Origin of the sequence: Ideonella alba (assembly GCF_018069845.1) — a bacterium.
Classification (GTDB): Bacteria; Pseudomonadota; Gammaproteobacteria; order Burkholderiales; family Burkholderiaceae_C; genus Ideonella; species Ideonella alba.
On record NZ_JAGQDD010000037.1, the window covers coordinates 1 to 18,039 of the forward strand.

At 67.0% G+C, this 18,039-nt stretch carries 19 protein-coding genes; all 19 read left to right on the plus strand.

The genetic code is table 11. The features are described from left to right. The first annotated feature begins 237 nt into the window (after positions 1–237). Positions 238–663, plus strand: coding sequence for a hypothetical protein (locus KAK03_RS24410; protein WP_210857292.1), 426 nt, complete (start codon positions 238–240; stop codon positions 661–663). Beyond that, on the plus strand, positions 644–1,411 hold the full coding sequence (locus tag KAK03_RS24415; protein ID WP_210857293.1) for a helix-turn-helix transcriptional regulator: 768 nt from the start codon (positions 644–646) through the stop codon (positions 1,409–1,411). Before KAK03_RS24410 ends, KAK03_RS24415 begins: the two co-directional genes overlap by 20 nt. 266 nt (positions 1,412–1,677) lie before the next feature. After that, positions 1,678–2,118 (plus strand): hypothetical protein, encoded by a 441-nt coding sequence (locus tag KAK03_RS24420; protein ID WP_247661411.1) that lies wholly within the window; start codon positions 1,678–1,680, stop codon positions 2,116–2,118. Positions 2,119–2,129: 11 nt separating this feature from the next. After that, complete coding sequence (locus tag KAK03_RS24425; RefSeq protein ID WP_210857294.1) at positions 2,130–2,618, plus strand: lytic transglycosylase domain-containing protein; 489 nt, start codon at positions 2,130–2,132, stop codon at positions 2,616–2,618. Between the two features lie 2 nt (positions 2,619–2,620). Continuing rightward, entirely contained in the window at positions 2,621–2,911 is a 291-nt protein-coding gene (locus tag KAK03_RS24430; RefSeq protein WP_210857295.1) for a TrbC/VirB2 family protein, read from the plus strand. A 19-nt stretch (positions 2,912–2,930) separates the two neighbouring features. After that, positions 2,931–3,263, plus strand: a complete 333-nt coding sequence (locus KAK03_RS24435) for a VirB3 family type IV secretion system protein (protein WP_210857296.1) — start codon at positions 2,931–2,933, stop codon at positions 3,261–3,263. Further along, on the plus strand, positions 3,247–5,763 hold the full coding sequence (locus tag KAK03_RS24440) for a VirB4 family type IV secretion/conjugal transfer ATPase (RefSeq protein ID WP_210857297.1): 2,517 nt from the start codon (positions 3,247–3,249) through the stop codon (positions 5,761–5,763). The genes KAK03_RS24435 and KAK03_RS24440 overlap by 17 nt, the downstream gene beginning before the upstream one ends. Further along, positions 5,760–6,167, plus strand: coding sequence for a hypothetical protein (locus KAK03_RS24445; RefSeq protein ID WP_210857298.1), 408 nt, complete (start codon positions 5,760–5,762; stop codon positions 6,165–6,167). The genes KAK03_RS24440 and KAK03_RS24445 overlap by 4 nt, the downstream gene beginning before the upstream one ends. 13 nt (positions 6,168–6,180) lie before the next feature. Continuing rightward, complete coding sequence (locus tag KAK03_RS24450; RefSeq protein ID WP_210857299.1) at positions 6,181–7,227, plus strand: TrbL/VirB6 family protein; 1,047 nt, start codon at positions 6,181–6,183, stop codon at positions 7,225–7,227. Positions 7,228–7,253: 26 nt separating this feature from the next. Further along, a complete protein-coding gene (locus tag KAK03_RS24455) occupies positions 7,254–7,949 on the plus strand; it encodes a TrbJ/VirB5 family protein (protein WP_210857300.1) in 696 nt (231 codons plus the stop codon). Between the two features lie 77 nt (positions 7,950–8,026). Then, a complete protein-coding gene (locus KAK03_RS24460) occupies positions 8,027–8,800 on the plus strand; it encodes a VirB8 family type IV secretion system protein (protein WP_210857301.1) in 774 nt (257 codons plus the stop codon). Next, positions 8,797–9,705 (plus strand): TrbG/VirB9 family P-type conjugative transfer protein, encoded by a 909-nt coding sequence (locus KAK03_RS24465; RefSeq protein ID WP_210857302.1) that lies wholly within the window; start codon positions 8,797–8,799, stop codon positions 9,703–9,705. Before KAK03_RS24460 ends, KAK03_RS24465 begins: the two co-directional genes overlap by 4 nt. A 149-nt stretch (positions 9,706–9,854) precedes the next feature. Further along, positions 9,855–11,201, plus strand: coding sequence for a type IV secretion system protein VirB10 (gene virB10, locus KAK03_RS24470; RefSeq protein WP_247661413.1), 1,347 nt, complete (start codon positions 9,855–9,857; stop codon positions 11,199–11,201). After that, positions 11,198–12,340 (plus strand): P-type DNA transfer ATPase VirB11, encoded by a 1,143-nt coding sequence (gene virB11 / locus KAK03_RS24475; RefSeq protein WP_210857304.1) that lies wholly within the window; start codon positions 11,198–11,200, stop codon positions 12,338–12,340. The genes virB10 and virB11 overlap by 4 nt, the downstream gene beginning before the upstream one ends. Next, the gene (locus tag KAK03_RS24480; protein ID WP_210857305.1) at positions 12,337–14,349 is read left to right on the plus strand and encodes a type IV secretory system conjugative DNA transfer family protein; all 2,013 of its coding nucleotides are present in this window, start codon (positions 12,337–12,339) and stop codon (positions 14,347–14,349) included. The genes virB11 and KAK03_RS24480 overlap by 4 nt, the downstream gene beginning before the upstream one ends. 16 nt (positions 14,350–14,365) lie before the next feature. Beyond that, the gene (locus KAK03_RS24485) at positions 14,366–15,019 is read left to right on the plus strand and encodes an OmpA family protein (RefSeq protein ID WP_210857306.1); all 654 of its coding nucleotides are present in this window, start codon (positions 14,366–14,368) and stop codon (positions 15,017–15,019) included. 31 nt (positions 15,020–15,050) lie between these two features. Continuing rightward, entirely contained in the window at positions 15,051–16,199 is a 1,149-nt protein-coding gene (locus KAK03_RS24490; protein WP_210857307.1) for an LPD7 domain-containing protein, read from the plus strand. A 10-nt stretch (positions 16,200–16,209) separates the two neighbouring features. After that, the gene (locus KAK03_RS24495) at positions 16,210–17,508 is read left to right on the plus strand and encodes a DUF1173 domain-containing protein (RefSeq protein ID WP_210857308.1); all 1,299 of its coding nucleotides are present in this window, start codon (positions 16,210–16,212) and stop codon (positions 17,506–17,508) included. Between the two features lie 52 nt (positions 17,509–17,560). Next, positions 17,561–18,039, plus strand: a 479-nt coding sequence (locus KAK03_RS24500) for a type IV toxin-antitoxin system AbiEi family antitoxin domain-containing protein (RefSeq protein ID WP_210857309.1), incomplete at its 3' end; no start/stop codon positions are given.

The following is an 18,039-nucleotide window of genomic DNA, read 5'->3' on the forward strand; positions in this document are numbered from 1 at the left end:
AATCCGGGGCTGGCAGCATCACATTCCGACCTGATCAGGGCATCAGCACGCCGTTCGGTGTGTTGTGCAGACCTTCCTTAGCCGAACTAACCCGCCTGCAAATCTCCGCAACTCAGCCCTGGAGCATTGACAGCCTGGGTGGCACTTTCCTAGCCTGACCTCCCGGGAATTCTCGGATCGTCCAATCCGGCATCGGGAAGGCGTTTCGCCCACCGACCGGCGTTCGGGAGTGTTGCCATGATCACAACGCCGCAGTACCTGCATCCTTTGTCGGAAGTGCACAGCACCGCTGCACAAGGCCCGCGACGCAGCCGCCGCTCGCCGACGTCAACCTTGTTGAGGAGTACACGACAAGGTCAGCCAAGAGGCATGGTGAAACCACACCGGCAGGCGGCCTCCTCGGTCACGCGGTGTACCAACCAGCTCAACGCAATCTGGACGAATGAGCAGGCTGGATGCGAGCTTGTCGTCGTAGCCCATGCCACCGGCCTGCACCTGAAGTTCTGCACCTGGCTGATCGCCGGCCCTGCGCTGGAACAGAGCTTCGTCGTCCACACCCTCGCCGACTTCGAGCAATGGATGACGACCGCACCGACCAAGTTCGGTCACCCCGTCGCCCACGAAGAGATCAGGAGGTTCGCCCATGCAAGCCTCACCCGATGAATCCGACCGGCCCGTCGACACGCCAGGTCCGTTTCCCCAAGCGTCGGCCCTTGAACTCTGTGAGCTGACCCAGTCTCTGGTCGTGGCCGACGAGGCGAGCGCTATCGCCGCCCTTGAACTTGCGGCACGCGCGGGGGGCGCCGATGCAGCCCTGTTCGTTTCGGTCATCCCCGACGGGGACCATGGCTGGTATCGATCCATGGCTGCCCTGAACGCTGATTGGGGCCATAGAGCCTTGCGCCGGCTGCACAGCGGGACGTGCACCTGGCTTGCGCATGTCGCCAGGTCGAGCGAACCGCTACTCGTCAAACTTGAAGGCGATGAAGGCGATGCGGCCTTCGATGGTGATGGCCCAGATCGCCACGCTCAACGCGCGGTATGGCTGATTCCGGCCCCCTCGCCTCGCGAGTCAGATGTGCTGGGGCTGCTGATGCTCGCGGGCAGGAGCGAGCCTCAGCTGGAGCCCACTCACCGCTTGATGCCGGCCTACAGGGCCCTGGCCCTGGGCTTCGCCGATTGGTTTCAGCGCCGGGGTCGGGATGAACTGATTCGCAGCGCCCACCTGACGGAGCGAGACCTGGAATTGCTGCGACACGAGTCCATGGGGCATGGCTCCAAGCGAATCGGCGCGGCGCTCGATACCGAGCCCAAGACCATCGACTGCCGCTTCCATCGGCTCAACATGCGCCTCGGCGTGGCCAATCGCCGTGAAGCCGTGCGCCTATGCCAGCGATACGGCCTGCTTTGACGTGCCGCCCGCGGGCAGGCGCAAGAAAGTCGCGCAAATCCAGCAGCCTCCATCGCACCGGCCGAACCTACAGTGACTTCACTGCAAGGCCCCCGGCATCCCGAGTGGTCCTCGCTAGACCAGAGAGGCAGCACAGCACCATGACTCAGCAGACCCAGCCCACGCCGGGACCCCAGCGCAGAAAAGCTTCTGCGCGCAGGTCCACGGCCAGGCTCGCGATGGCGTGGGGAGCAACTATCGCCCTTCTCCCCACACCAGCCCGATCCGTGGATGGCTGCCTGGTCCTGCTGTGCTTCGCTGCGCCCAGCTGGCGCGCCGTTCCGCAATGCGTGCCGCCCATCCGCCAGGTGCTGCGTGATCTGGCACGCGGCAAGGCCTTCCCGACCTGCGGCATGGCCGGTGCCGGCAACTCGGCCAGCCATGCCTGGGCCGTTGCACCGCACTACTGCCCGCCCCAGTACACCCGGGTGTTCGATGGCGAGAACGGTCCGATCTACACCTGCGATTACACCGGCGCCGTTTCGGTACTGTTCAACGGTCAGCCGTTCACTCGCACCTGGTGGTCCATGGCCGGCGAAACGGTGACCGACTTCAGCCCGGCAGCAAAGGCGCAACTCGGCACCTGGGACACGCGTTTCGACGAAGACTACGACGCCTGGCTTGCCATGCAGCCTCCCCCGCCGCCGCCTCTGGGCCCGGGCGATTGAGGTGACCCGTCATGGATGCAGGTACCTTCCTCGCCCTCGCACTTGCCTGCGCCCCGCAGGTGCACGCCGACACGGCCCGCGCCCTGGTCAGCGTCGAGAGCGCCTTCAACCCCTGGGCCATCGGCGTCGTCGGCGGGGCCCTGGAGCGACAACCTCGCCATCGCTCGGAGGCTTTGGCCACCGCGAGGGCGCTGCAAGAGGCCGGCTGGAACTTCAGTGTGGGCCTGGGGCAAATCAACCTGGCCAACTTCGACCGTCTGGGCCTGACACTCGAATCAGCCTTCGAGCCCTGCCTGAACTTGGCTGCCATGCAAACGGTGCTGGGTGACTGCCTGCACCGGGCGAGCACCACGGCCGTGCGTACCGTTGAACAGGTAGCGCTGCGTCAGGCCCTGTCCTGCTACTACAGCGGCAACTTCACCACCGGCTTCCATCAGGGCTACGTTCGCAAGGTCGTCAGCGCCGTGCGCGCAGTTCCCACCCTCCCACCGAAGGAATGAGCATGAGACCTCCTGACTTGATCCAACGCGCCGTCCCGGCCGTTGTCACCGTCCTCCTGGGCATGCTGTCGGCGTCCGCAAGGGCCGATGGCTTCGACAAGATCAACACAACGGTCACCAATGTCAACAACATCCTGGTCACGATCTCAGTTGCCGTGGTCACGATCTCGATCATCTGGGCTGGCTTCAAGATGATCTTCCAGGGCGCCCGGCTGGCCGATGTGGCCAACGTGCTGTTCGGCGGCACCCTGGTCGGCGGCGCGGCGGCATTCGCCAGCTACATCGTCTCCTGACCTCCTGCAGGGCGCCGCCATGCACGCCGAGACCATCTACAAGGGGGCCACCCGCCCGGCCATGAAACTGGGCATTCCCCTGGTGCCGATGGTGGTGCTGTTCGGCAGCGGCATGCTGCTGATCATGTGGGGCGGCATCCTGGTGAGTTGGTGGGTTGCCCTGAGTGTGGTGGTGGCCATCGTTCCCGCGCTGCTGTGGATGCGCTTCGTCACCGCAAAGGACGACCAGCGCTTCCGACAGATGTTCGTCGCCCTGAGGCTGCGGCTGTACGACCGCAACCGCCGCTTCTGGCACGCCCGCAGCTACTCCCCCCATGCCTACCGAGGAGCCCGAGATGCTTGGCATGTCTGAACACCCCAGAGCCCCCACTGCCCAAGCGCGCCCCGGCGGCCACCAGCTGCGTCCGCGCCTGTGGAACCGTGCCCTGGCGGAGAACCCCTTGGCGCGCTTTATCCCCTTCTCGTCGCAGGTCAGCCCGCATGACGTGATCACCCGCGGGGGCGACTACCTGCGGGTCTGGCGGCTGGACGGCGTGCCCTTCGAGTGCGCCGATGAACACCAGATCACCGAGCGACACGAAGCCATGTGCAGTCTGCTGCGCAATCTGGCGGGCGGCCAGTGGGCAGTCTGGACGCATCGCCTGCACCAGCTGGTCGAGGACAGACTGCAGGATCCACCAGAGCCTGGCTTCGCCCGCGACCTGTCCGGGGCCTACCAGGCCAAGCTGGGGGAGCGGCCGATGATGAGCAACGAGCTCTACCTGACGCTGGTCTACCGCCCCAATGCCTCGCGGGTGAGCCGAGCCCTGCAGCCTAGGCAGCGCACCCGAGCCGCCATCGCTGAGGCCCAGGCCCAGGCGCTGCGGGTGATGGAGGAACGCACCGCCCTGGTCGGCCGTGTGCTGCGAGGCTTTGGCCCGGAGCTGCTGGGAACGAGGGAGCAGCAGGGCCGCACCTACTCCGAGGTGGCTGAGTTTCTCGGCTTCCTGGTCAACGGCTGGTGGCGGCCGATTCCGATGACGGCGGGGCCGCTGTACCGCACTCTGCCGACCACGCGGCTGTCCTTCGGCGGCGACAAGCTGGAACTGCGGCAGGGGGACCAACGGCGATACGCCGCCCTGGTGGACATCAAGGAGTACGCCGACGCCGTCGAGCCCGGCACCCTCAATGCACTGCTGTACGAGGACAGCGAGTTCATCGAGACGCAGAGCTTCTCCATCCTGCCCCGCCGCGAAGCCATGCGCGCGCTGGAGCTGCAGCGCGACCAGTTGATCGCCAGTGACGACGCGGTGGCCAGCCAGGTGGCGGAGATGGATGGGGCGCTGAACGACCTGGGCGACGGCCAGTTCTGCATGGGCGAGTACCACTACAGCCTGGTTGTGTTCGGCCAGGCGGGCCACGGCAGCGTGACCGATGCCGGACGCCGCGCGGCTCAGGCCATTGGCGCCGTCGGCGAGGCCTCCAGCCTGCAGATGGCCCCGGTGGACCTGGTGGCCGACGCCGCCTGGTTTGCGCAGATGCCGGGCAACTGGCAGTGGCGGCCTCGGGACGCCAAGCTCAGCTCACGTGCCTTCGCGGCCCTTGCCAGTGGCCACAACTTCGCCCGCGGCAAGCGTGACGGCAACCCTTGGGGTGAGGCCCTCGCCCTGTTGCGCACCCCCTCCGGCCAGCCCTTCTACCTGAACCTGCACAGCAGCCCGGAGGGCGAAGACTCGGCCGACAAGAAACTGCCGGGCAACACGCTGATCATCGGCTCCACCGGGGTGGGCAAGACGACGCTGGAGATGTTCCTGCTGACGCTGACGCGCAAGTGGAACCCCGCGCCGCGGCTGGTGCTGTTCGATCTGGACCGGGGCTGCGAGATCGCCATCCGCGCCCTGGGTGGACGGTACTTCACGCTTGAAGCCGGCAAGCCCACGCACCTGAACCCGCTGCGGTTCGAACCCACGCCGGCGCGGATCCAGTTCTGGGAGCAGTTGGTCCGCACCTGCATCGCCACGCCCGCCCTGCCCTTGCTGCCGGCCGACGAACGCGCCATCGCCGAGGCCGTCAGGGCCGTGGCGATGATGCCGGCGCCGCTGCGCCGCTTCTCCACCGTCCAGCAGAACCTGCCCAAGTCCGGCGAGAACAGCCTCTACGAGCGGCTGGGCCGCTGGTGTGAGGGGGGCGCGCTGGGCTGGGTGTTCGATGGCGATCGCGCGACGGGCGACAACCGCCTGGTTGATCTTCAAGCCGCCCAAGTCATCGGCTTCGATTCCACCGAGTTCCTGGACCTGCCCGAGGTGCGCACGCCGGTGATGATGGTCCTGCTGCAGATGATGGAGGAACTCGTCAACGGCGAGCGGCTGATCTACGTGATCTCAGAATTCTGGAAGGCGCTGGACCACGAAATCTTCAGCGACTTCGCCAAGCAGAAGCAGAAGACCATTCGCAAGCAGAACGGCCTGGGCATCTTCGATACCCAGAGCCCGTCCGACGTGCTGCGGCACCCGATCGGCCGCACGATGGTCGAGCAGAGTGTCACCAAGATCTTCCTGGCCAACCCGGAGGCGGTGCGCGAGGAGTACGTCGACGGCTTTGGTCTGACCCAGGCCGAGTTCGACATCGTTCGCAGCCTGGGCGCTCAGGGTGGCCGGCGGTTCCTGATCAAGCAGGGGCACGCCAGCGCCGTCTGCGAGCTGGACCTCTCGGGCCTGGACGACTTCATCACCGTGCTCTCGGCCACCACCGACAACGTCACCCTGCTGGACGCTATTCGCGAACGGCATGGCAACGATCCGTCTCAGTGGCTTCCGGTTCTGCTAGCCGAAGTTCAAGATCGCAGGCTTCGCAACGCTGGGAGAGCTGCATGAAGACCTATTGCAAAGTCGTGGCGGTGGCCGTGCTGGCGTTGGTCGGCACCGGTGCCAGCGCCCAGTTCGTCAACGGCAACGAGGCCGTCAACGTGATGCCGGATGGAACGCGGCGGGTGGAGACCCCACCGCTTCCGGCAGCCACCTTGGCGGCACCCTGTGCTGCAGACAAACCAGCATGCACGGCCAGCGGATGGCGGATGGTCGAGACGGCTGAGGGTCTTCGCGAATGCACGGAGATCTACGCTCGGCCCGGCACCTGTCGCCCCTCAACCTTCGGCGCAGACAAGCGGCCCAGGCTGTGGATCGTGAAGCTTCGCGGCCAGTGGATGCAGTGTCAGTTCCCGGACATCAGCAGCAAGTGTGTGAGCACCAAGGCGCTGCCCTACAGTGCGGTGCAGTGATCGAGGTGATGCCATGTTCACCTGGGTTGGATCGCAGTTCGACGGTGTGCTGAACACCTACGTGCTCGGCGTCGTCTCAACGCTGATGGCCGGGATTGCTCCTATCGCCTTGAGCACCATGACCTTGTGGGTGGCGCTCTACGGCTGGGCTGTGCTTCGCAACGAGGTGTCGGAGACCGTGCCGGTCTTCCTGTGGAAGATCTTCAAGATCGGCCTCGTGTTCGCCTTTGCGCTGCAGTCCAGCGTCTACATCAGCAACGTTTCAGAAGCGGCCAACGCACTGGCTACGGGTGTCGCTGCAACTTTTCTTCCGTCAGTCGCCAACCAGACGACGATCACATCACCCTACGCCATCCTCGACGCCTTCAACGACAAGGCCGGCCAATTGGTGCTTGATCTTCTGAAGGAGGCCGGCATCACCCGACTCGATCTGGTATTTGCCGCAGTGGTCACGGCACTTGGGAACGTTGTCTTTCTGTGCGTCGCTCTGTTCGTAGTGACGCTGTCCAAGGTGTTCCTGACTTTTGTGATCGCAGTGGGACCGTTGTTCGTGCTGTGCCTGGCCTGGCGGCCCACCATGCGGTTCTTCGACAGCTGGCTGTCGATGCTTCTGAACGCTGTCGTTCTGACCTGGTTCGCCTTTTTCGCACTTGGGCTGAGCGCCTACATGGGTGATGCACTGGTCCAGACCATCCAGGACCAGGGTGGCTTCCTCGGCCCCACCTTCAACGTCGTCGGCGAAAGCCTCAAATACTGCGTCGTGATGACCCTGATGGCCATCATCTGCTTTCAGGCGCCGAGCCTGGCCTCCGCGCTCACCGGCGGCGCTGCGGTGCAGCAGGGCATTCAGATGATCCAGAACGCGATGATGGTTTCCGGTCTGCGCTCGGCCTCCGCGGCGCGCAGTTCCGGGGCCTTGGGTTCGGCCGGTGGCGTCATCCAGGCGGGCACCGGCCTGCCCTACGCCGCGGGCCGGGCCGCTCAGGCAGCGGCGCGACACGGCTACGGCAAGGTGCGCGCTGCGGCCTACAAGCTCGCCGCGCTGCGCGGTCGGGCCTGACCTCACCCTGGCACAGGAGCATCCCCATGCAAGTTCGTCAGACACTGGCCGCCGTCCTCCTCGCCGGCTTCAGCACCTTCGGCGTGCGCGCCCAGGGTATTCCGGTCATCGATGTCGCGAACCTGGCGCAGACGGTGCAGCAGGTGATCAACGACATCGCGGCGATCAACAACCAGGTGCAGCAGATCACCCAGTTGCAGGGGCAGCTCGACAGCATCAACGGCCTGCGCAACCTGGGCAACGTCTTCAACAACCCGCAGTTGAAGAACTACGTGCCGGCCGAGGCCTACACCTATCTCAATGCCGTCACCGACTCAGGCTATGCCGGCCTGAACAGCACGGCCAAGGCGCTGCGCGACGCGGGCATGCTCTACAACTGCATGGATCTGAGCGGCGCCGCCCGCACGGGCTGCCAGGCCTCCCTGGCCCAGCCGTATCAGCACAAGGGCCTGCTGCAGGACGCGATGAAGTCTGCCGCCGGGCGGCTGGCGCAGATCCAGTCGCTGATGGGCCAGATCAATGCCACTACCGACCAGAAGGCGGTGCAGGAGATCCAGGCCCGCATCGGCGCCGAAAACGCCTTGCTGGCCCACGAGATGTCCCAGGTGCAGATGCTGCAGGGCATGGCCGACAGTGAAGAGCGCATCGCCCGATCCCGCGAGCGAGAGCGCCAGTACCAGATGCTCACCCGAACCGGCAAGGTGGCCGACTACCTGCCCTAGCGTCGATCACCGAACTCCGTTCCCGGAACCCGCTGCGCTGAATCACTGCACCCGGCACAGCCCCAAGGAGACCACCGATGAATGCCATCCTGATGCCAGGACGAGCCGCTGCATGGCCCAAGCGCTCGCCCGACGCCGCCCCAGCTGACGCCGACACGCTCGAGATGGCGGCTAACAGCGAGTGGGAGGTGGACCGGGTCCTGCTGCTGGAGCGCTCCGAGCGCCGGGCCTGGTGGGTGGCCGCAGCGAGCCTGGTGCTGGGCTTGGTCGGTGTGGCGGCCGTCTTCGTCCAGGGCCCCTTGCGCCGGGTGGTGGAGATTCCCATCGTGGTGGACCGCACCACGGGCGAGACCACCATCCAGCAGCGCCTGGATGTCGAAACCATCCCGCCGATGGAAGCGCTGGACAAGCACAACCTGGCCACCTTCGTCCGAGCCCGCGAGGGCTACAGCTGGACGTTCCTGCAGCGCGACTTCGACCAGGTCGCCCGGATGGCGGTGCCAGCCGTGTTTGCCGACTACAACCGGCAGTTCGAAGGCGAGGCCGCCCTGCACAAGAAGATCGGCGCTACCGAGGAGTGGCGCATCAACGTGGTCGGCGTGCGCCTGGCCGCCTCGGGCCGGTCCGGCAACCGGGGCGAAGCCACAGTCACCTACGACAAGCTGGTGCGGCTGACTGACCGCCTGTTGCCCGACATCACCACCCGGCATGTGGCCAGCATCGTCTACCAGTACCAGCCCAAGGTGCTGGCCAAGGAACGGGACCGGATCGAGAATCCCTTCGGCTTCGTCGTGTCCGCCTACCGGTCGGATCCCGAGATCAACACCGCACCGCAGGGAGCCAAGCCATGAAGGCGGCGTCCTGGGTCATTGCCCTCATGGCCGTTGCGGTCTGTGGTGCCGCGCCTGCCTCCTCGGAGCCGGCTGACCCTCGCCTGCGCGAGGTAGTCTACGACCCGCGCGTCGTGGTCACCGTTCCGGTGAAGCGGGGCAGCGTGACACTTGTGGTGCTGGCCGCTGATGAAGCGATCACCGAGGTGGCGGTCGGACTGGGCAGCGACTGCAGCAAGGCCGATGCGGCATGGTGCGTGGCGGCCCAGCCCGGGGGCCGCACCTTGTTCGTCAAGGCCAAGAGCGCGGCCGGCGCGGCGAACAACCTGGCCGTAGTGACCGACCGGCGAGTGCATGCCTTCCGCTTTGTCGTGCTGGCTGATGGCGACCCGAAGCCACCGGTCTACCGCCTGAGTGTCAAGGCGCCTGTTCCTGTCGCTGTTGTGGGCGCCAGGGGCATCAACGCCGCGGTGGCCCCGGTCCTGCTGCCGGCGCCCTTCCTTGCCCCGTCACCGACACAGATCGTCGCCGAACGCCTGCTGGCCAAGCAGCCTGTCTTGAACACCCAGTACTCGGTGGCCGAGGGGGCTGAGTCTCAGGACATCGTGCCCACCCTGGTGTTCGACGACGGCCGCTTCACCTACCTGCGCTTCCCCGGCAACCGCGAGGTGCCGGCCGTGTTCCATGTTTTGGGCGATGGCAGCGAGACGCTGCTCAACGCCCGCATGGAGGACGACCTGCTGGTGGTGGACCGGGTCAGCCGCAGGCTGATGCTGCGCGCGGGCTCGGCCGTGGTGGGCCTGTGGAACGAGGCCTTCGACCTGGACGGCCGGCCCGCAGAAGACGGCACCACCGTACCCGGCGTGCAGCGGGTGCTGAAGGCCGAAGGGTTGCCCTTCGGCCACCCCAAGGGAGCCACACCATGACGCAAGATCCCCGCACGCCCCTTGGGCACGATCCCGAACAGGGTGTTGACCAAGGTCCGGACGGCAACGGCCTCTCGCCGCTGCCCGGAGAGCCCGGTATCCCCAATGTCGAAGCCGCCTCCCGCCCGCCCCTATCCAGGAAGGGTCTGTTGGCCCTGGCCTTGCTGCTGGTCTCGCTGGTGGCCGTGGCGGCAGTCACCGTCCAGCGCTTTGCAGCCAGCGGCAAGAAGTCCGGCGACAGTCCCTCGCCCCTGATGCGGGATCGGCCCAGCGCCGCGACCGCCGAGCCGCGGAAGCTGGAGCTGCCGGCCATGCCGCCCACCCCGGCCTCAGCCACCTCGGCCATTGCACCACCCGCCACTGCGCCGCTGATCCCGGCCCTGGTGCCCACGGCCGAGGAGCTGGCCGAGCCCATCGGAGTGCGTCGCACCGGTTCAGCCGTGCCAGCGTCACCTGGGCAGAAGGTGCTGGCGCCGGAGGATGCGCCCGTCCTGCTGGTCACTGCCAGACCGGGAGCCGTCCCTCCTTCGGGCACCGGACCTCACCAGTCGATGGCGGTCGAGCCTGGCGGCGAGGCGCCCCCTGTTGCGGGCAGCGCCAGACCAAACGACCCCTTGGCCGCCACGACCCGCAACCTGCAGGGCTACCAGCGCCAACTGCAAGGCCTGCTCGACAACCTGACCCGCAGTGCTGCGCTAGCTACCGGCCAGGCGACTGGGGCGATGCCATCCTCGCCCCTCCTGGGGGTGCCGCCGCTGCCAGGGACCGGCGGACTTGGCGGCACCACCACGGGAAGTGGCAATGGAAGCGCCAACGGCGGCGGCCTGTTCGGTGGGCAGCTCCTGGGCTCTGGCACCCCCCGGATTGCGGCCTCGATGCTGGGCAACCGAAGCCTCACCTTGCCCAAGGGGACAGCCTTCACCTGTGCCCTGAAGACCCGGGTCATCAGCGCCACCTCAGGTTTCGTCGGCTGCCAGGTGCAGCGCAACGTCTACAGCGACGACGGCCGCGTGCTGTTGATCGAGCGCGGCTCGCACCTGGACGGCGAGTTCCGCGTGGCCTCGGTGCGGCCCGGCACCGTGCGCATCCCGGTGCTGTGGACCCGCGTCCGAACCCCGCTGGGGGTGACGATCGACATCGAGTCGCCCTCCACCGGCCCGCTGGGCGAGCCTGGCATGGACGGCTACATCGACAACCGCTGGGGTGAGCGCATCGGCGCGGCCCTGCTGCTCTCCTTGATCGACGACTCGGTGAAGCTGATCGTCCAGGGCCAGAGCACCGATCGCGACTCGACCACGGTTGTGCTGCCCTCCACCACCGACAACACCAGCAAGCTGGCCGAGAAGGTGTTGGACAGCACCATCAACATCCCGCCGCTGCTCTACCAGAACCAGGGCGGCATCGTCGGCATCTATGTGGCGCGGGACGTGGACTTCTCTGCGGTCTATGAGCTGCGGCCCAGCGACAGCATGTCCCCTGCCGGGGGTGCCCAATGACCCCGCAGACCTGCGAGCACGACTTACTAGGCGAGGGCTGGTGCGGCGACGCCACCTCGGTGGTGGAGTTCCTGCGCCCGTTGCGCGCCCAACTGGACACGCCCGGCGTGCTGGAGGTGTGCGTGAACCGGCCGGGCGAGCTGCTGGTGGAAACCGTGCGCGGCTGGCAAACCGTGCCCGCCGCCGAGATGACACTGGAGCGCTGCCTGTCGCTGGCCACGGCGGTGGCCACCTTCTGCGACCAGCAGGTCAATGCGGAGCGGCCGCTGCTCTCGGCCACCCTGCCCAGTGGCGAGCGCATCCAGTTCGTCATCCCGCCAGCCGTGTCGCGCGGCACGGTCTCGATCACGGTGCGCAAGCCCTCGCAGTTGATCAAGCGGCTGGATGACTTCGAGCGCGAAGGCCTGTTCGAGCGAACAGCCCGGGTGGAGCATTGGTCAGGCTTTGACCTGCAGCCCTTCGAGCAGGAATTGCTGGCCCTGAAGGCGGCCGGCCGCCATGCCGAATTTCTGCGGCTGGCGGTGCGCAAGCACCAAACCATCGTCGTCAGCGGCAAGACCGGCTCGGGCAAGACCACCTTCATGAAAGGCCTGGTCGAGGAAGTGCCCAGGCACGAGCGGCTGATCACGATCCAGGACACGGCCGAACTGACCTTGCCCCACCACCCCAACGTGGTCCACCTGTTCTACAGCAAGGACGCCCAGGGCACTGCCCGGGTCACGGCCAAGTCGCTGCTGGAAGCCTGCCTGCGCATGAAGCCCGACCGCATCTTCCTGGCCGAGGTGCGTGGCGACGAGTGCTTCTCCTTCGTGCGGCTGGCCGCTTCGGGGCACCCAGGCAGCATCACCAGTGTGCATGCCGGCAGTTGCACTCTGGCGCTGGAGCAAATGGCGCTGATGATCCGCGAGACCGGTGCCGGCGGCGGCCTGGCGCAGCACGAGATCCAGCGGCTGCTGGGCATCGTCATCGATGTCATCGTGCAATTCGATCGCGACGAGCGCGGGCGCTTTGTTTCCGAGATCTTCTACGAACCCCGCCAAAGCCGGGGGCAGCTGCCGGGTGGCGGTGGCGATGGAACACTGGTGCCGGGCCTGCAGCCCCCTTCGGACGACCAGCTCGCCCTGTGGAGCGTGGCATGAGCAGTGCCATGGCCCTGCCCTACTCGGCCTGGCCTGTTGGCCGCAAGCTCGTCGCGGCCGTTTTCGCGGTGGTCTTGTTCATCGCCTTGGCCTGCGCGGCGGTCTACCTGGCTGGTGTGCTCTTCCTGGTGCTGAACAAGGCCAACCCCAGGCAGGCTTACTTCGGCAGCATCGTGCACTACTGGGCGCTGTACGCCGACGACGCGCCACTGCGCAGAAAGCTCCAGCTCGCCATCGGCGTCTCGGGCCTCGGCCTGCTGATCCTGCTGCCCGCCGCGCTGTTCACTGCCACGCGCCCTCGGCGAGCACTGCATGGCGACGCCCGGTTTGCCACAGCGGCCGAGGTCCAGCGCGCCGGGCTGACGGGTGGGCACGGCGCGCCGCGCATCCTCATCGGCCGGCATCGCGGCCGGTTCCTGTCGCTGACAGGGCAGCTGTCGGTGATGCTGTCGGCGCCCACGCGCAGCGGCAAGGGCGTCGGGGTGGTCATTCCCAACCTGCTGAACTGGCCCGACTCGGTGGTGGTGCTGGACATCAAGGGCGAGAACTACGACATCACCGCCGGCTACCGCGCAGCGCATGGCCAGGCGGTCTATGCCTTCTCGCCCTTCGATGAAGAAGCGCGCAGCCACCGCTGGAACCCGCTGACGGCTGTGCGTACCAGCCCGCTGCACCGCGTGGGTGACCTGCTCACCATCGGCCAGGTGTTCTTTCCCAACGACGGCAGCGGCACCTCGTCCGAAGCCTTCTTCAACGACCAGGCGCGCAACCTGTTCCTGGGCCTGGGCCTGCTTCTGCTGGAAACCCCATCACTGCCGCGCACAATCGGCGAGATGCTGCGCCAGTCTTCGGGCAAGGGCCGGTCCCTCAAAGACCATCTGAGCGGTCTGATCACCCAGCGCCGCGAACAAGCCTCATCCGCCCACCCACCGCTGTCCGATGAGTGCGCGGACGCCCTGCAGCGCCTGCTGTCCAACTCCGAGAACACGCTGTCCAGCGTGGTCGCCACCTTCAATGCACCGCTGACGATCTTTGCGGATGCCATCGTCGACGCGGCCACCAGTGCCGACGACTTTCGGCTGGAGGACGTACGCCGTCGCCGCATGTCCATCTACGTGCGCATCCCGCCCAACCGGCTGGCCAGCGCCCGGCTGCTGCTGAACCTGTTCTTCTCACAGCTCGTCAGCCTCAACACCCAGCACCTGCCCGAGCAGGACCCGACGCTCAAGCTACAGTGCCTGCTGGTCAATGACGAGTTCACCGCCATGGGCCGGGTGAGCGTCATCACCCATGCCGCCGCCTTCCTGGCCGGCTACAACCTGCGCTTGTTGACGGTGGTGCAGGCCATGTCGCAGCTGGACGCCGTCTATGGGGACAAAGAGGCGCGCACCTTTGCCACCAATCACGGCCTGCAGATCCTCTTTGCGCCGCGTGAACAGCGCGACGCCGACGAGTACAGCGCCATGCTCGGCCACTTCACCGAGCGCGCCACCTCGCGCGGGCGCAGCCGCTCGCTCGGCGGCACCGGCCACAGCACAGTCAGCCGCAACGAGAGTGAGCAGCGCCGCGCCCTGCTGCTGCCGCAGGAGTTCAAGGAACTGGGCAGCGAGCGCCTGGTGGTGATCTGCGAGAACTGCAAGCCCATCCTGGGCGAGAAGATCCGCTACTACCGCGACAAGGCCTTCACCGCGCGCCTGTTGCCCGCCCCAGCCGTGCCCGGCATGAACATGGACCTGCACTTCGCCCGGGTGCAGGAACGCTGGCGTTTTGCCGACGATGAGTTGCCGGCCGGCGAGGACCTGGATATCGAGCAACTGGCCTACGACATGAGCCGCCTGCCAGATCTGGCGGATGGCGCGCCAGACCAGGTGGCTGACGCGGTGCTCGACTTCCTTCTCGGCCCGGTGCCAGGCCCCTCCGAAGCCGGTGGCGTCCTGGAGCCAGTGGCCGACGAAGACGGGGTTCTCCTCGCCTCACCAGCAGCCCTTGAACCCGCCCCCCTCCCCTAGACCCAGGAGCGCCGCCATGCGAGGCATCATCGCCCTCACCCCCTTCCTGCCCTGGCTTCTGACCCTGGCCTCGTGCAGCTCGCCACCCAAGCCGCCAGGCGTGGACGAATCTCAGAAGCGGCCGGTCAACGCGCCTTTGGCTGTTGAGTTGCAGACCTGCCGGCACGAGCTTCAGAACACCCGCATCCTGGTCCGCGAGAACACCCGGCTCGCTGAAACCACTGCGACGTCGCTGGCTGTCCTCCAGGCCCGCCAAATGGTGACTGCTTCAACTCAGGGAAACAACGCGCCGCATGAGGCTGCCAACCGCGTCTACACCGTTCGGTTCGAGCTGGGCAGCACGAACGTGGCGATTCCGCCGGAGATCAGCGCCGCCCTGGTGGAGGCTGCCAAATCGTCTCCGCTGATCCTGCTGCGGGGCCGAACGGACGGCACCAGCGACATCCCCATCGAGAGCCGCATCGCCCGGGAGCGGGCCGAGGCCGTGCGTAACCACCTGGTGGCCGCGGGTGTGGATCCCGCCCGCATCCGAGCCACCTACCAGCCAGTTGGCGACCATGTGGGCGACAACGCCAGTGCCCAAGGCCGAAACCTGAACCGCCGGGTCGAGATCGAGCTGTACCGCGCGCTACCGGTGACCCTCAGCCCCACGATCGCCGCCCAGCCCTGAACCTGCAACCACCGACCACCGTGAGGTCATCATGGAAGCTGACAGCACACCCGTCCGCCAGGCCACCCCTGCCCGGGGCGGCACCGTGGAACCTGCCAACCGGGCCCAGGTGGCGATCGCGAAGTTCCAGACGCCAGAGCCGGATCCCGGAGAACGGTACGAGCTGCGCGACCCGTTTGCCGATGTGACCTACCGGGCCAACACCTTCCCAGAGATGGTTGCCAAGGCCGAACAGCTGGGCAGCAATCGCTTTGTGGCCGTGGCTGAAGACGGCAAGCGCACGCCGATCCAGAAGGTCGACGGCGGGTGGCAGCGTGGCACGCCTCACCCGGCGCCGCCCGAGCGACCGCTGGACCCGGTGCTTGCCCGGGAGGATGTGCCCGAAGTCTCAGGCGCCGATCCAGCACCGGCCGTCGGCAAGGCCAAGACCAAGGCCCCGACCGAGCAGGCCGACGCCAGGGCCATCGCGAAGATGGATGCCCAGGCCGAACGAGCCGCACTGGTTGCCCGCCTCGAAGCGGCGCTGATGGACCGCTACATCATCAAGCGGACCCCGGTGACCGTGGGTGACGTGAGCATCGGCCGCACCGAGTACCGTTTCCGTGGCGACACCTCACGCGTGGCCTTCACCGAGTCAACCTTCCGCCTGGCCACCGACACCAGCAGCCCCTCGGTCGCCCGATCCATGGTCGACGTGGCAGAGGCCCGCAACTGGAAGGCGCTGCGCATCTCGGGCAGCGAAGACTTCAAGCGCATGGTCTGGCTGGAAGCCTCGGCGCGCGGCGTGAAGACCCTGGGCTACGACCCGAACCCCGCCGACCTGGAGGTGCTCAAACGTGAACGCGAGGCGCGCCTGGTCAACCGCATCGAGCCGGACCGCAACGCCGGCCCTGGCGCCACCGCGGCGCCAGCCGAGAAGGCCTCCGCCCGCGGCAGCGGCGGCCGCAAAGCCGTGCTCGCCGCCATCGAAGCGGTGCTGGTCGACAAGAAGGTGCCCTCGAAGCAGCGCGACGCCGTGATGGCCGCCGCGACCGAGAAGCTGGCCCAACGCATCCGCGCCGGCCAAGCGCCCAAGGTCAAGGTCTACGACAAGGCGGCGCCCTCGCAGCGGCCGCTGATCGTCCCCACGCCAGAGATGCAGCGTTCGCGGGACCGGGCGTCGCCGTCGCCCGCACGGTGAGGTCATCCAGATGGAAGCGTCAGCCTCAGGCGTCTCAACTCAAGGCACGGTCTACGAGATCGATGGCCAGCGGTTCGCAGTCGGATCACCGGGCTTCGCGCAGGCCATTGCTGAGGCCCACGCCACTCACCGGCGCCCACGCTGCCTGTGCCGGCCACAAGGCGTGGAGATGTACGTGGCGCGGCTCGCGGGCCTGGACGAAGGCTACATCGTCAAGCGCATGCCCGACACCGGCAGCCACCACGCGCCCGACTGCCCGTCCTACGAACCGCCGGCCGAGTTCTCCGGCCTGGGGCAGGTGCTGGGCAGCGCAATCACCGAAGACCCAGCCACCGGTGAGACCGTGCTGAAGCTGGACTTCCCGCTGACAAGGATGCCCGGCCGATCGATCATGCCGCCGGCCGGTGGCGCGAGTGACAGCGTCTCTTCGTCTGGCACCAAGCTTTCGTTGCGAGGCCTGTTGCACTACCTGTGGGACCAGGCCGAGCTGACACGCTGGCATCCGGGATTTGCCGGCAAGCGAAGCTGGGCAACCGTGCGCCGGAAGCTTGTGCAAGCGGCCTTGCACACGTCGACCCGTGGTCACAGCCTCGGCTCACGCCTCTACCTCCCGGAGCCGTTCTCGGTCGACGAGCGCGACGCCATCACCGCGCGGCGACTGGCGCAGTGGCAGCAGGCAGCCGCCAATCCAGCGCAACCGCAAAACCTGATGCTGCTGATCGGCGAGGTCAAGGAGATCATGCCCGCGCGCTACGGCTTCAAGGCGGTGGTCAAGCACATGCCCGACCAGGCCTTCGCCATCGACGAGCAGCTGTACCGGCGGCTCGGCCAGCGCTTCGAGCCCGAGCTGGCGCTCTGGGGCGCCAGCGACGACATCCACATGGTGATGATCGCCACCTTCGGCGTGAGCCATGCCGGCGTTCCGGCGATCCAGGAACTGTGCCTGATGCCCGTCACGAGCCAATGGCTCCCGTTTACCGACGGGTTCGAGAAGCAGCTTCTGGATCGGCTCGTCGGCGAGAACCGTTCCTTTGTGAAGTGCCTTCACTACAACCTCGGCGGGAGCGACCGGATCGCGAGCGCCGTGCTGACCGACTGCGAAGGGTCGGCGCCGATGCTGTTCATAGTGCCAGCTTACGCCGACGAGTCCTCGCAGGGCCCTGAGACCGGCGCCGCAGATGACGCCCCGATCTGGACGTGGCGTCGGTCTGGCGAGCCGATGCCTACCTTCCCTCAACCGCGCACCCCTTCGTTCAGGACAGTGCCCAATCGGGCAGAGCGCACATCCTTGACAGCTATCGCAGGATGACCTCAAAGTGCATTACTTGCGCATAAGTAGTGCACTTTGTTACCATGTCGGCATGCCTGTACAGAGCCATGCCGCCAAGCTGCTGCGCCTTGCCGCGAAGCAACCCGCGGTATCGTCGCGCGAACTGTCCTCGGCCGGTATCCCTGCGCGCACGGTCTCCCGAATGGCTGCACGCGGCCAGGTGCGTCGCGTTGGCCGCGGGCTCTACACCGGCGCCGACGGATCACCGAGCGCACACCAATCGGCGATCGAGGTGACCCGGCTGGCACCCAAGACCGTGGTGTGCCTGCTCTCGGCCCTGGAGATCCACGGCATCGGCGCTCAGGCCCCCTTCGAGGTCTGGATCGCGCTGCCGGCCGGCACCCACGCCCCAAAGGGCACCCCCGCCGCGCTGCGCGTCACCCGCCTGTCGGGTGCGGCCTTCACCGAGGGCATCGAGACCGTCGTGCTCGACTGTATCGACCCAGCAGAACCTGCTCAGCTCAAGCCGCTATTGCATAAGCCTCAGCGGGGGTCCTCATGTTCAGCGCC

Excerpts from the sequence above, each read along its gene's own strand:
- KAK03_RS24495 (WP_210857308.1), top strand. The coding sequence starts at position 16,210 with ATGGAAGCGTCAGCCTCAGGCGTCTCAACTCAAGGCACGGTCTACGAG.
- virB11 (WP_210857304.1), top strand. The coding sequence starts at position 11,198 with ATGACCCCGCAGACCTGCGAGCACGACTTACTAGGCGAGGGCTGGTGC.
- KAK03_RS24465 (WP_210857302.1), top strand. The coding sequence starts at position 8,797 with ATGAAGGCGGCGTCCTGGGTCATTGCCCTCATGGCCGTTGCGGTCTGT.
- KAK03_RS24425 (WP_210857294.1), top strand. The coding sequence starts at position 2,130 with ATGGATGCAGGTACCTTCCTCGCCCTCGCACTTGCCTGCGCCCCGCAG.
- KAK03_RS24480 (WP_210857305.1), top strand. The coding sequence starts at position 12,337 with ATGAGCAGTGCCATGGCCCTGCCCTACTCGGCCTGGCCTGTTGGCCGC.
- KAK03_RS24455 (WP_210857300.1), top strand. The coding sequence starts at position 7,254 with ATGCAAGTTCGTCAGACACTGGCCGCCGTCCTCCTCGCCGGCTTCAGC.
- KAK03_RS24430 (WP_210857295.1), top strand. The coding sequence starts at position 2,621 with ATGAGACCTCCTGACTTGATCCAACGCGCCGTCCCGGCCGTTGTCACC.
- KAK03_RS24450 (WP_210857299.1), top strand. The coding sequence starts at position 6,181 with ATGTTCACCTGGGTTGGATCGCAGTTCGACGGTGTGCTGAACACCTAC.
- KAK03_RS24415 (WP_210857293.1), top strand. The coding sequence starts at position 644 with ATGCAAGCCTCACCCGATGAATCCGACCGGCCCGTCGACACGCCAGGT.
- KAK03_RS24460 (WP_210857301.1), top strand. The coding sequence starts at position 8,027 with ATGAATGCCATCCTGATGCCAGGACGAGCCGCTGCATGGCCCAAGCGC.
- KAK03_RS24445 (WP_210857298.1), top strand. The coding sequence starts at position 5,760 with ATGAAGACCTATTGCAAAGTCGTGGCGGTGGCCGTGCTGGCGTTGGTC.
- KAK03_RS24485 (WP_210857306.1), top strand. The coding sequence starts at position 14,366 with ATGCGAGGCATCATCGCCCTCACCCCCTTCCTGCCCTGGCTTCTGACC.
- KAK03_RS24435 (WP_210857296.1), top strand. The coding sequence starts at position 2,931 with ATGCACGCCGAGACCATCTACAAGGGGGCCACCCGCCCGGCCATGAAA.
- KAK03_RS24440 (WP_210857297.1), top strand. The coding sequence starts at position 3,247 with ATGCTTGGCATGTCTGAACACCCCAGAGCCCCCACTGCCCAAGCGCGC.
- KAK03_RS24410 (WP_210857292.1), top strand. The coding sequence starts at position 238 with ATGATCACAACGCCGCAGTACCTGCATCCTTTGTCGGAAGTGCACAGC.
- KAK03_RS24490 (WP_210857307.1), top strand. The coding sequence starts at position 15,051 with ATGGAAGCTGACAGCACACCCGTCCGCCAGGCCACCCCTGCCCGGGGC.